The 13,969-nt window shown below is 34.3% G+C and carries 10 protein-coding genes; 5 read left to right on the top strand and 5 right to left on the bottom strand.

Annotated elements, in window-relative coordinates:
* Positions 1–2 precede the first annotated feature (2 nt).
* From GQR98_RS05410 to nhaA, 4 genes are all read right to left on the bottom strand, one after another.
* A complete protein-coding gene (locus GQR98_RS05410; protein ID WP_159018613.1) occupies positions 3–3,140 on the bottom strand; it encodes an efflux RND transporter permease subunit in 3,138 nt (1,045 codons plus the stop codon).
* A 22-nt stretch (positions 3,141–3,162) separates the two neighbouring features.
* Positions 3,163–4,296, bottom strand: a complete 1,134-nt coding sequence (locus GQR98_RS05405) for an efflux RND transporter periplasmic adaptor subunit (protein ID WP_159018612.1) — start codon at positions 4,294–4,296, stop codon at positions 3,163–3,165.
* Between the two features lie 12 nt (positions 4,297–4,308).
* Positions 4,309–4,812: a GbsR/MarR family transcriptional regulator gene (locus GQR98_RS05400; RefSeq protein WP_159018611.1), complete on the bottom strand. Its 504-nt coding sequence runs from the start codon at positions 4,810–4,812 to the stop codon at positions 4,309–4,311.
* 164 nt (positions 4,813–4,976) lie between these two features.
* Positions 4,977–6,284: a Na+/H+ antiporter NhaA gene (gene nhaA / locus GQR98_RS05395; RefSeq protein ID WP_159018610.1), complete on the bottom strand. Its 1,308-nt coding sequence runs from the start codon at positions 6,282–6,284 to the stop codon at positions 4,977–4,979.
* Between the two features lie 310 nt (positions 6,285–6,594).
* Here nhaA and GQR98_RS05390 point away from each other — a divergent pair, with 310 nt between their 5' ends.
* A complete protein-coding gene (locus tag GQR98_RS05390; RefSeq protein ID WP_199270269.1) occupies positions 6,595–8,952 on the top strand; it encodes a prolyl oligopeptidase family serine peptidase in 2,358 nt (785 codons plus the stop codon).
* Between the two features lie 302 nt (positions 8,953–9,254).
* Positions 9,255–10,472, top strand: a complete 1,218-nt coding sequence (gene dinB / locus GQR98_RS05385) for a DNA polymerase IV (RefSeq protein ID WP_159018609.1) — start codon at positions 9,255–9,257, stop codon at positions 10,470–10,472.
* 93 nt (positions 10,473–10,565) lie between these two features.
* On the opposite strand, the gene GQR98_RS05380 is transcribed toward dinB, so the two are convergent.
* Complete coding sequence (locus GQR98_RS05380) at positions 10,566–11,681, bottom strand: formylglycine-generating enzyme family protein (protein ID WP_233268082.1); 1,116 nt, start codon at positions 11,679–11,681, stop codon at positions 10,566–10,568.
* A 155-nt stretch (positions 11,682–11,836) separates the two neighbouring features.
* Here GQR98_RS05380 and GQR98_RS05375 point away from each other — a divergent pair, with 155 nt between their 5' ends.
* The 3 genes from GQR98_RS05375 to nadD are packed head-to-tail and all read left to right on the top strand — an operon-like array spanning position 11,837 to position 13,891.
* Positions 11,837–12,694: a YicC/YloC family endoribonuclease gene (locus tag GQR98_RS05375; protein ID WP_159018608.1), complete on the top strand. Its 858-nt coding sequence runs from the start codon at positions 11,837–11,839 to the stop codon at positions 12,692–12,694.
* An 18-nt stretch (positions 12,695–12,712) separates the two neighbouring features.
* Positions 12,713–13,300: a guanylate kinase gene (gene gmk / locus GQR98_RS05370; RefSeq protein ID WP_159018607.1), complete on the top strand. Its 588-nt coding sequence runs from the start codon at positions 12,713–12,715 to the stop codon at positions 13,298–13,300.
* Positions 13,301–13,312: 12 nt separating this feature from the next.
* On the top strand, positions 13,313–13,891 hold the full coding sequence (gene nadD / locus GQR98_RS05365) for a nicotinate (nicotinamide) nucleotide adenylyltransferase (protein WP_159018606.1): 579 nt from the start codon (positions 13,313–13,315) through the stop codon (positions 13,889–13,891).
* Positions 13,892–13,969 lie beyond the last annotated feature (78 nt).

Here is a 13,969-nt window from a genome sequence, read left to right as displayed (position 1 = left end):
TTTTATTCTTCAATAGTTTGTACTTCTGGTTTACTAGAAATTTTTTCTTGTAACCACTGGAATAATATAAATAAGATAGGAATGACAAAGACTCCTAAAATGGTTCCTATAAGTAAACCTCCAACGGCACCTGTTCCAATAGATCTATTTCCTTCAGATCCTACACCTTTTGCTAATACTAACGGCATTAAACCTAAGATAAATGCAAATGAGGTCATTAAAATAGGACGTAAACGTGATTTTGCTCCATCGATAGCTGCTTCTACAATGCTTTCGCCTTTTCTTCGTTTTTGCAGTGCAATTTCTACAATAAGAATGGCGTTTTTGGCTAATAAACCAATAAGCATTATTAAAGAAATTTGGAAGTAAATGTTGTTTTCTAACCCTAAGAACTTGGTACTTATATAAGCTCCAAATACTCCAAATGGTAATGATAAAATTACAGCAAATGGTAATAGGTAACTTTCATATTGTGCACTTAATAAGAAAAATACAAATAGAATACTTAATCCGAAAATGAACATGGTTTGGTTACCTGCGCTTACTTCTTCTCGTGTTAAACCAGAATAAGCAACGGTGTAATTATTAGGTAATTTTGCAACTTCCTCTTCAATAACTCTAATCGCATCACCTGTACTAAACCCATCGTTTGTAGCACCAGTTATAGATGTAGAATTAAATAAGTTAAAACGAGTTACTGATTGTGGACCATATACACGCTCTAATTTTACAAACTGTGTAATTGGCGTCATTTCACCAGAATCTGTACGAACGTACATACTATTTAAATCGTCTACATCTGCTCTGTCATCTGGTAAAGCTTGAATGTACACTCTAAATTGTTTCCCGAATCGAGAGAAATCTGAAGCGTAAATTCCACCAATATAACCTTGTAAAGTTGAGAATATACTGTTAATAGGTACACCTTTTTCTTTTGCTAATGGTACATTAACTTCCATTTCGTATTGTGGATAGTTTGTACTGAAAGACGATTGTGCATATTTTACTTCTGGGTGTGACATTAAAGCCATCGCGAAATCTTTATTCGCTTTATCTAAGTCTTTAAATTCACCACCAAATTTATCTAGTAAATTTACCTCAAAACCTGCTGAATTACCAAAACCACGAATACTTGGAGGTGAGAAGAAAATAATATTTGCTTCTTTTATACCCGCGGCAACTCCAAATAATTTACCTGTAATAGATTGTACAGAGGTGGCAACATCTTCACGATCTGCCCAATCGGCTAGTTTTATAATACCAAAACCGTAGTTACTACCCGTACCATTAATTAAACTTCTACCTTTAATAAAGTTTACAGCTACAATACCTTCAATATCTTTTATTTTACCATATAAGTCTCTAGAAACAGCATCTGTTCTGTCTAAAGATGATCCTTCTGGTAATGCAATGTTTGCGAAAATAATACCTCTATCTTCATTGGGTACAAATCCTGTAGGTGTTGTATTAGATGCCCAGAAAATTCCAGCAATAGCTAAAATTAATAATAAAGGAGATACCCATTTCACTTTGTATAAAAACTGAAGTGATTGACCGTAACGTTGTATTGTTGCGTTAAATCCGCGATTGAAAAGTGTGTAAAAACGTTTTAATGGACCTTTACTTTTTAACTCTTCATCATCTTTATGAGACTTTAATAAAAGCGCACATAATGCCGGACTTAAAGTTAATGCGTTTACTGCTGAAATTAAAATAGCAATAATTAGCGTTACCCCAAATTGCTCGTAAAATACACCTGTAGGTCCTGTTACAAACGTTACCGGAATAAATACGGCTGCCATGACCAAGGTAATTGATATAATAGCGCCAGAAATCTCGTTCATGGCTACTAATGTTGCTTTTTTAGGATTCTTTTCACCTTCGTCCATTTTAGCATGCACGGCTTCTACAACCACAATAGCATCATCCACCACAATACCAATGGCGAGTACTAACGCGAATAGCGTTAAAAGGTTTATTGAGTATCCAAAAACATTCAAGAAAAAGAACGTACCAATTATAGAAACCGGAACGGCAATCGCTGGAATTAATGTAGATCTAAAATCTTGTAAGAAGATGAATACTACTAAGAATACCAGTAAAAAGGCTTCTAATAATGTACTAATTACTTTTTCAATAGATGCATTTAAGAATAAACTCGTATCGTAAGGTACAAAAACATCTAAGCCTTCTGGAAGGTCTTTTTTAACCGACTCTAAAGTCACTTTAATGTTTTCAATAATTTCTCTTGCATTCGATCCTTTGGTTTGGAAAATACCCATAAAAACCGCTGGATTCCCCATACTCATAGCGTTAGCTGCATACGATTGCGCGTCTAATTCTATAGTTGCTACATCATTCAAACGAAGAAATTCTCCGTTTCCTAAAGCTTTAATAACAATATCTGCATATTGTTGTTCATTTTTAAAACGTCCACTATAAGTTAATGTATATGAAAAGGCTTCACCGTTATTTTGTCCTAAAGAACCAGCAGCTGCTTCTAAGTTTTGTTCGGCTAAAGCCGCTGTAATATCTGAAGGAATTAAACCATAGGTTGCTAATTTTTCAGGTTTTAACCAAATACGCATAGCGTAATCTTGTTGAGAGAATAAACTAACATCTCCAACACCGCTAATACGTTGCATAGCAGGTACTACGTTTATTTTTAAGTAATTCTGAATAAATGTAGCATCGTAGCTTTCATTTTCAGAATACATTGAAATAAACATTAAAGCACTCGTTTCTTGCTTTTGTGTTATTACACCTGTTTGTAGTACTTCTTGAGGTAATAAAGCACTTGCTCTTGATACACGGTTTTGAACGTTAACCGCTGCAATATCTGCATCGACTTCTTGGTCAAAATAAACCGTAATTTCTGCTGTACCAGTGTTAGATGCTGTAGAAGTGATATAACTCATCCCTTCAACACCATTAATTTGCTCTTCTATCGGGATAATTACACTCTCTAAAACCGTTTCTGCATTGGCTCCTGCATAAGATGCCGTTACTTTAATGGTTGGTGGTGCAATATCTGGATACTCTTCTATGGGTAGGCTCGATATACTAATAATACCAAGCACTACTATGATAATAGAAATTACCGTTGAAAGAACGGGTCTTTCAATAAATGTTTTTAACATAACTAAATAAGTTTATGGTTTTCTAATTTTTAAATAATACAGCTACTGGCTTAATAGCCTCCTCAAAAGGTGTGTCTTGCGGAGCGATAGGCATTCCTGCTCTCAATTTTCCAATTCCAGATACAATAAGCTTATCGCCTACGTTAAGTCCAGATTCTACAACGTATAAGTTGCCTACTGTACCTTGTACTTTTATAATATTAGATTTTACTTTATTATCTTGATCAACAGTAAAAACCATGATGTCTTTTTGTTGTTCAAACGTTGCAGATTGTGGTACTATAATGGCATCTTTATATTCTATAGGAAGTCTAATTTTACCACTGTTTCCATTGGTTAAAATTTCGTTTGGATTATCGAAAGCCGCTCTAATTTTAATAGTCCCTGTGCTTTCGTTAATTTGTCCTGTACTGGTTTGAATACGTCCTGTTTCAGAATAAACTTTTCCATTAGCTAAAACTAAACTTAAATCTGGAGAGTTTTTAATACGCTCAGCTTTGTTTTGTCCTTCGAACCTTTGTAAGTGATCGATGTATTGTGCTTCATTAAAACTGAAAAAGGCATAGACTTGGCTAATATCACTAACCGTTGTTAATGGGCTGCTATCATTTGGGCTAACTAATGCACCTTCTCTAAAGTTAATGGCTCCAACATAACCGTCTACTGGGCTTTTAATAGTAGCATAACCAATATTAGCAGATACACCACTTAATGTAGCCTTCGCTTGTGCTAAATTAGCTTTCGCAGTTTCTAATTGCACCGCACTAATAATGTTTTTTTCTACTAAAGGAATTAATTTATCTACTTCCACCTGTGCCACATTTACACGTGCTTTTGCAGCACCTGCATCTTGACTTAAAGACTGTGTTTCTAATCTAAATAAAGATTGCCCTTTACGAACTTTTTGACCTTCATCTACTAATACGTTTTGGATGTAACCTGAAACTTTTGCTCTTACATCACTGTTTACAATACCTTCAATATTTGTTGGGTATTCTTGGTAACCAGTTACTGTTTTTTGTTGTATTGCAGTTACTGGAAATGCAGGTGGTGGCGCTTGTTGCGTTGCGGCAGCTTGTTCTGTTTTGTTGCCACAGCTAAAAACAACTAAAATAAGACTTAGTGTTAATATCGAGTATAAATTATTCTTTTTCATTATTCTTTAACTTTAAATATGGAATTGGTTGTTTATTAATTTTTCTCTTAATTCTTTTACTGAAGAGGAAGCTTCATCTATAAATTTTACATAATCGTTATGAAAACTTAGATCGAATTTATCTTCTTCTTTTTCAATTTTCAAATCGTTCTGTTTTTCCTTATATTCTTTAATTTCTAAATGTATAGAGCGTTCTTCTTGCCAATGACTTATCATTCTGTCAACATGTTGAATGATAGTGTCTTTATTAATTATAAAATACTTTTTACGATCACCGGTTTTTGTGAAATATTCAATTTTGTTTAAATCTTGTAGGTGATTAATATGTGTAGAGATGGTACTTTTGCTTGCACAAAGAATACTTACCATATCTTCAAAAGTGGCACCTCTTTTTCCTGTAAGAATAACGTAAGCCAAAATACGAGCAGCAACTGGTGCTAATTGCTCTCTGGCTTCTAAATGCACACCTAGTTTTTCAACTAAGCCCATTTTTTTTTGACAGATATTTTCTTTCATTGTTAATTGTTTTGTTATGCTTCTCTGAAAATAAAGGGTTTATTTTCAGGTAAAATCTTTGCAAATATATTTTTAGTTCGGAACAAACCGAACTAAACGAAGTTAAATTGTTGTTAAAATAAAAAAAGCCCGCAGGCTTTTTAGAAATTGTAAAGAAGAATAGGTTAAATCTTTTGTTCTTTATTGGAGCCTATACGAAGTATAACGTAACCAATAATGGCCGAAATAAACGAGCCAATAAGGATTCCGATTTTAGCAGAATCGATAAATTCTGGTGTAGAAACAAATGCCAAACTAGCTATAAATATAGCCATTGTGAAACCAATACCCGCTAAAAAAGCAACGCCTATAATTTGCTTGAAACTAATATCGCTAGGTACTTCTATCCATTTTAATTTTTGTGCAATAAATACAATAGAAGTAATCCCTATACCTTTTCCTAAAACTAAACATATTATTATATTGATGACTAAAGCGGTATCTAAATTATCCGAACCAGAAATTAACACACCAGCATTTGCAAGCGCAAAAATAGGAATGATAAAATAGGCTACCCAGCCGTGTAAACTATGCTCTAAATGCTGTAATGGCGACTGAAATTTAGCCGACCAATCATTTAAATTATCTACATGGCCAATTTGCTCATGCGAGAGAATGGGTTTTTTAAGCACACTAGCAGTTTTAATATTATTGTATACATTTTCTAGTTCTACTAAAAATTTGGAAGTATCAATTTTTTGTCTAATTGGTACAGAAAAAGCTAACAAAATACCGGCTATGGTTGGGTGAATACCAGATTTTAAGAATAAAAACCAGATAACAATTCCGAATAAAAACATGATAAATTTAGAATAAATCCCTTTATAAGATAGGAAGTATAAAATGGCAAGCATAGCTAGTGCAATCAACAATAAAGTGATATTGATGTTTCCACTATAAAAAATTGCGATAACTAAAACAGCTCCTATATCATCTACAATAGCAAATGCGGTTAAAAATATTTTAAGACTTAAAGGTACACGTTTACCAAGTACGTTTAGAATAGCTAATGAAAACGCAATATCCGTAGCCATGGGTATACCCCAACCTTTAGTAGTTTCTGGGTTTTGATTTAAAACTAAAAAGAAAATTACCGGTACCAACATCCCCCCTAAAGCCCCAACCAAGGGAAAAGCTATTTTTTTTGGGGTATTAAGTTCGCCTATTAGTAGCTCGCGTTTTATTTCTAACCCAATTAAAAGGAAAAATATAGCCATCAACCCATCGTTAATCCATAAAATTAAAGGCTTCTTAAACTCAAAAGTTTCTGTTACAATTCCTAAATCGTATTGCCAAAGTTCTCTATAACTATCCCCATATGGCGAATTTGACCAAACCAAAGCAAGAAGTGTAGCAAACATGAGTAGAATACCACTGAAACTTTCAATTTTTACAAATTTTTGAAAGGGTGTAAGGAAAACTCTTTTAATCATATAAATAAGGTTTTTAGAAATAATTTTAACTCCAAATATAAGATTCCGAAATCATAAAAACCTCACGCTATTGTTGACTTTAAAGAATATTTAACATTAAAAACAGACTAAAAAACACCTCCTTGTCTAACGCCTTTTATTTAGATTCTACGATGGGGTTTTTAGAAAAACAAACTATGATATGTAATTATGAAGTAAATTGATTAAACAATATTTAAACTACTTTAAAAAGGTGTTTCATTCTTCAATCTAAAACCGCTAAATTCGTAACATAACAATTCGCTTACTTCAAAAACCTTAAAATTTCAATATGAAACAACTTATAGCACTTTTATGTCTTGCTTTTACAGCATTTACTTTCGGGCAGGTTAATAATGAATCCACCCTTAGTATTGATGAGATTATGCAAGGAGACGATTTTGTAGGTTATTTACCAACAAGTGTTAGCTGGGCCGATAACAGTAAGTCTATTTATTTTAGTTGGAATCCCGATAACGACACGATTCCGTCTACTTATCAAGTAGATATTAAATCCCAAAAAATAAGTAAATCATCGTTTGAAGTGCTTAAGCAAAAATCAAATTTAGGTGAATATTCCAAAAACGGACAATGGATGGTTTACCAAAAAGATGGCGATTTGTTTTTAATGAATACCAGTAACTATTCTAAAAAACAAATTACAAATACTATTGCTCGAGAGTCTAACCCTGTGTTTGCAGGTGATGAAAAATCGATTGTTTATAAGCGAGATAATAATTTGTTTCAATGGCATATTAGCAATGGTACCATTACGCAACTCACTAATTTTAAAACGGGAAGTGAAAAGGAGGAATCTAAACTTAGCGAGAAAGAGCAATGGCTAGAAGACGATCAATTACAATATTTTAATATCCTCGATAAGCGTAAAAACGAAACTGACGCCAGAACATATAGAAACGAACAATTGGTTTCTAATCATCCTAAACCTATATTTTTAGAAGATAAAAATTTGGTTGATTTTGATATTTCTGCCGATTTAAACTTTGTAATTTATAGCTTAAGTATTCCTCAAAAACATAAAAACACTAACGTACCTAGTTATGTTACCGAAAGCGGTTATACCGAAAATTTAAATGCTAGACCTAAAGTTGGGGTTACTCCAAATAGCTACGAATCTTGGATTTTAAATATTAAAACCGGAGAAGCCTATCAAATAAAAACCGATGAGCTAAGCGGTATTAAAGACAAACCAAAATACTTAAAAGAATATGCTGAAAATCCATCAGAATATAAAGATACTTTTGATGACCCGAGAGGTGTGGAAATAGGTAGTCCTGTGTTTTCTGGTAATGGAAAAGCAATAGTAAATATCACATCTCAAGATAATAAAGACCGCTGGATTATGTTGGTGAATCTAGAAGATGGAAGTTTAAAACAGATTGATAAACAACATGACGATGCATGGATTGGTGGCCCTGGAGTGGGTTGGTTTTCTCGTGCCGAAATGGGCTGGATAGACGAAAGTAACGTTTGGTTTCAGTCTGAAAAAACAGGCTATTCACACTTGTATGCAGCCAACATAAATTCGGGTAAAATAAAAGCGTTAACTCAGGGTGAATTCGAAATTCAGGAGGTTAGCTTATCAAAAGATCATAAAACCTTTTTTATAACAAGCAATAAAGTGAGTCCGCATGAACAACACTTTTATCACTTGCCTGCAAAAGGAGGCAAAATGTTACAAATTACATCGCGCCAAGGTGGGCATGAAGTAACCATTTCTCCAGATGAAACTAAGCTGGCTATTCGTTATTCTTACACTAATAAACCTTGGGAATTATATGTGATGCCTAACAAAGCTGGAGCGAAAATGACGCAGTTAACAGAGTCGACCACCGATGCTTTTAAATCTTATAAATGGATAGATTCCGAAATTATAAACTTCACTGCTCGCGATGGCGAAAAAGTTCCTGCAACACTGTACAAACCTACCGAAGCTAAAAAAAATGGTGCCGCCGTAATATTTGTTCATGGCGCAGGTTATTTACAAAATGTGCACCGTTGGTGGCCGGGTTATTTTAGAGAATATATGTTTCATAATATTTTGGTAGATAATGGTTATACGGTTTTAGCTATAGATTATAGAGCTAGTAAAGGTTATGGTCGCGATTGGCGAACCGCAATTTATCGCCACATGGGCGGGCAAGATTTAGACGACCAAGTAGATGGTGCTAAATATCTAGTAGAAAACCAAGGTATCGATAAAGATAGACTTGGTATTTACGGCGGATCTTACGGCGGGTTTATTACCTTAATGGCTATGTTTAACGCGCCCGATACTTTTAAAAGTGGTGCGGCGTTGCGCTCTGTAACAGATTGGGCACATTACAATCACGGCTATACAGCACCTATTTTAAATACACCTTTTGAAGATCCTAAAGCTTATCAACAAAGTTCGCCTTTGTATTTTGCTGAAGGTTTAAAAGGGAACTTATTAATACTTCATGGTATGGTTGATACCAATGTCCATTTTCAAGACGTGGTTCGATTATCTCAACGTTTAATTGAGCTGAAAAAAGAGAAATGGGAACTCGCTGTTTTTCCATTGGAAAGTCATGGGTTTGTTGAAGCTTCGAGCTGGTCCGATGAATACCGACGCATATTTAAGCTCTTTCAGGAGACGCTTAATTAATGACTCGTTTTTCTTCATTTATAAAAGCAAATTATTTTAGATGAAGTTTGAAATATATAACGTGCGAAATAATTATTTATTAACAATAAATCTTTGATTATTTTGTCGCTATTAATACTTTGATAGCTGTGGTAATTATTGAAAAATTCAAATTATTAGTAATCAATTGGGTAGCGTATTTTACCTCTTTTTTTAGGTTTATATTCGGTTTTTGAGTAAAATAAGTGACGTTTGTATTTTATTTTATGGTAATTTTAATGCAGAATTATCACCATGGTTTTACGGCCATAAATCACCCCAATATGAGTAAAAACCGATCTATTGTTCACATGGATTTAGACACCTTTTTTGTGTCTTGCGAGCGCCTACTCGATAGTCGTTTAATAGGGAAGCCTGTGCTTATTGGTGGTACATCAGACCGTGGTGTTGTGGCGTCTTGCAGTTACGAGGCTCGAAAATTTGGTGTTCATTCTGCAATGCCTATGCGTTTGGCAAAATCACTTTGTCCGGAGGCTGTTGTTTTACGTGGGAATTCTGGAATTTACAGTAATTTCTCTAAAGATGTTACCGACGTTATTAAGGAGAGTGTGCCGCTTTATGAAAAATCATCTATAGACGAGTTTTATATCGATTTAACCGGAATGGATAAGTTTTTTGGTTGTCATAAATTGGCATCGGAATTACGACAACGCATCATGAAGGAAACCGGCTTACCTATTTCCTTTGGTTTATCTATTAACAAAACGGTTTCTAAAATAGCAACAGGAGAAGCGAAACCTAATAATGAAATCAATATTTTATCGGGTACCGAAAAACCTTTTTTAGCACCACTTTCTGTGCGTAAAATACCAATGGTTGGCGAGGTTACTTATAAATCACTTTGCGATTTAGGAGTAAAGCGAATTCAAACGGTGCAAGATATGCCAATGGATTTAATGCATAAAGTGCTTGGCAAAAACGGTTTAAGTATTTGGAGAAAAGCTAATGGTATAGACCATAGTCCGGTAGTGCAATATCAGGAACGTAAATCTATTTCTACCGAGCGTACTTTCAATAAAGATACTACCGACATCTCTAAGCTAAAGGGAATTATTGTAGCCATGACCGAAAATTTAGCTTACCAATTACGAAGAGGGAATAAGTTAACCGCCTGTGTTACTTTTAAAATTAGGTATTCCGATTTTCAAACCTATACCCAGCAGCAGCGTATTCCGTATAGCGCCATGGATCATAATATTATTCCGGTTGTTTTAGATTTGTACAAAAAACTATATAACCGTCGACTATTGGTGCGTTTAATTGGAGTGAAATTTAGCCATTTAGTAGAAGGAGGCCACCAAGTTAACTTGTTTGAGGATAATGAAAAACAAATTCATTTAACTGAAGCTATAGATAAAATGCGGGAACGTTTTGGCGATCGAGCAATAATGAGTGCTGCAGGTTTAGAGGCCAAAAGCATTAGCCGATGGAACCCGTTTAACGGAGAGCCGCCACCGCTTTTACCAAATAGAAGACGTTAGTTTTTCTCCTGAAAATTTCCTAAAACGAAAAACCTCCATTTTAATACCTTTAGAGCATTAAATGAAGGTTTTATTAAGTTGATTTTTTTACTTTTACTTTTTAGCTAACATGTCTGGAGTAGCAACGGTTCTAAAACCAACATGCTCTGCAGATGAGTCTAAACTTGTGCCCATACGCGATGATACTCTGTAGCTAGCACAGTATGAGTCGCTACATAAAAAAGAACCACCTTTAATAATTTTTTCTTGTATGTATGGGTTATTAGGGTTATATGCTTTATCTGCTCCTTTTGGGTTAACCAATGTTGTGTTTGTAGCAGCAACTTCGTTATAGTAATTTAGGTTGTACCAATCGGTAGTCATTTCCCAAACATTACCAGCCATATCAAATAATCCAAAATTATTTGCAGGGTAAGTTTTTACCGGAGCTGTGCGTTCAAAACCATCTTCTAGTGTGTTGTTTACAGGGAATTCGCCTTCCCAACTATTAGCTTGTTTTGATAAAACAGAGCGGTCATCTCCCCAGAAATAAGTTGTGTTTTGTTGATTTGCTCTTGCAGCAAATTCCCATTCGGCTTCTGTGGGTAAGCGTCTGCCTGCCCAAACACAGTAAGCTTCAGCATCTTCATAGCAAACATGTACAACAGGGTGGTTGACTTTACCTTCTATATTGCTATCTGGTCCGCTTGGGTGTTTCCAGTTTGTACCAATAGACCAGCGCCACCATTGTGAGAAATCGTATAGATTAGGAACCGACGATTTTGTTTTTTTAAACATTAAAGAACCCGGTTTTAAAACAGAATCGTGTGGTTTTGGAGTACCTTCAGGAAGTTGTTTTTTCATTTCGTTCCAATCAATTTCACGCTCAGCCATGGTTACGTAACCTGTAGCATCAATAAATTTAGCAAACTCGGCATTGGTAACTTCGGTGATATCCATAAAAAAACCATCAACTTTTACTGGGTGTTGAGGTTTTTCATGATCCATAGCTGCTTCATCTTGAGGTACGGCACCTTGTAAAAATGCACCTCCAGGAATCCAAACCATACCTTTTGGCGGGTTATTGGTTATGCTGTCGGTTATTGCTTTTTTAGCGATTATGGCTTCAGTTTTATCAGAAATCTTAATAGCTTCATTATTTTTATTTTTACATCCAAAAACAGCAGTAATCATAAAAATTACTAAAAATGCTTGTGCGTATTGTTTCATTTAGTTGGTTTTAAACTTAAGAGAAAAACAAAAATATCAATAATATATTCAATAGGTATGTATGTTTTTAACAAAGAATCTATTTTAACATTTAATAAACGGTTTTCTATCCATTTGGTTTTAATTACCTTTGTGCAACTTATATAATTTGGTGTATGATTTATTCAATGACAGGTTACGGAAAATCTGTATTACAATTACCTACGAAAAAAATAACAATCGAACTAAAATCTTTAAACAGTAAAAGTTTAGATTTAAATGCTAGAATGCCTTCTATTTATAGAGAAAAGGAGCTTTCTATTCGAAAACTTCTGGCCGATAAGTTGGTACGTGGTAAAGTCGATTTTTCTATTTATGTTGAAGCTACTGCAGAAGATACATCTACCCAAATTAACACACCTGTTGTTAAGCAATACATGGAGCAGTTAAGGCAAGTTGTAGAAGGTAGCGAAATTGAGCTGTTAAAAATGGCTGTTAAATTTCCTGATGCATTAAATACGGTTCGTGAAGAAATAGACGAAAACGAATGGAACACCATTTCGAAAGAAATTAATACTGCTGTTGCCGATTTAAATAGTTACCGATTAAACGAAGGTAAGGTGCTAGAGCAAGATTTTATTAATCGTATAGATACTATTGGGAGTGTTTTGGAGCAAGTTATAACAATGGATCCGGAGCGAGTTGAAGGTGTGCGCGAGCGTTTACATAAAGGTGTTGCCGAGCTTAAAGAAAAATATGATGAAAATCGCTTTGAGCAAGAATTGGTGTATTACATTGAAAAATTTGATATCACTGAAGAGAAAGTGCGTTTAAAAAATCATTTAAATTATTTTATAGAATCGATAAATTCGGAAGAATCTAACGGTAAAAAATTAGGGTTTATTAGTCAAGAAATGGGCCGTGAAATAAATACTATTGGTTCAAAAAGTAATTATGCACCAATGCAACAATTGGTTGTGCAAATGAAAGATGAGTTAGAAAAAATTAAGGAACAGTTATTAAACGTACTTTAAAGAAAATCATCATTTTTTATGGCAGCAACAAATAAAAAACAAGGCAAACTAATAGTGTTTTCTGCACCATCTGGTTCGGGGAAAACAACCATAGTTAGACATTTATTAGGATTAGAAGAGTTGAATTTAGAGTTTTCTATTTCTGCGACTTCTAGAGAAAGTAGAGGCACCGAAATAGATGGAACCGACTATTATTTTCTTTCGGCTAGCGAATTCAAATCTAAAATTAAAAATGATGAGTTTTTAGAATGGGAAGAGGTTTATCGCGATAACTTTTATGGTACCTTAAAAACCGAAGTAGAACGCATTTGGGCAAAAGGTAAAAATGTAATTTTTGATATAGATGTTTCTGGCGGGTTACGAATTAAACGAAAATTCCCAGAAGAAACTTTAGCTATTTTTGTTAAGCCACCAAGTATAGATGAGCTTAAAATTAGACTTAAAAAACGAAAAACAGAAAGTGCCGATAAAATTAATATGCGCGTAGCTAAAGCATCGGCCGAGCTGGCAACAGCACCACTTTTTGATGTTATTGTTGTTAATGATACTCTAGAGCATGCGCTTACAGAAGCTAAAGCGTTAGTAAGTGATTTTGTGAATTCTTAAAATAAGTTGTTAATGAAAATTGGATTGTATTTTGGGTCGTTTAACCCTATACATATTGGGCATTTGGTTATCGCAAACCATATAGCCGAACATAGTGATTTAGATCAGGTTTGGTTTGTAGTAACGCCACATAATCCATTTAAAAAGAAAAGTAGTTTGCTCGATAATTATCAACGACTTGAGTTGGTATATCGAGCTACTAAAGATTACGATAAGCTTAAACCTAGTGATATAGAGTTTAGCTTACCGCAGCCAAATTATACGATAAATACGTTGGTGCATCTTCAAGAAAAGTACCCAAACCACGAGTTTTCATTAATTATGGGAGAAGATAATTTGAAGAGTTTCCATAAATGGAAAAACTACGAAGTTATTTTAGAAAACCATGATATTTATGTAAACCCGCGTATTTCGGATAATAAAGTGAATACTCAATTTACGGGGCATAAAAAAATACATGTTGTTAATGCTCCAATAATGGAGTTATCTTCTACGTTTATTCGAAACGCTATTAAAACTAGAAAAAACGTAAAACCTATGTTGCCAGAAAACGTTTGGGAGTATTTAGATGAAATGAATTTTTATAGGTGAATTTAACAGTTATAGCGAGGTATAACCGTACGAAAATCATATAAATTGAAGGAATTTTCGGTTTTTTTAAAAAAAAAC

Origin of the sequence: Algibacter sp. L3A6 (assembly GCF_009796825.1) — a bacterium.
Classification (GTDB): Bacteria; Bacteroidota; Bacteroidia; order Flavobacteriales; family Flavobacteriaceae; genus Algibacter.
The sequence above is the reverse complement of the archived record's forward strand: the minus strand, read 5'-3'. Positions and strand labels throughout refer to the sequence as shown.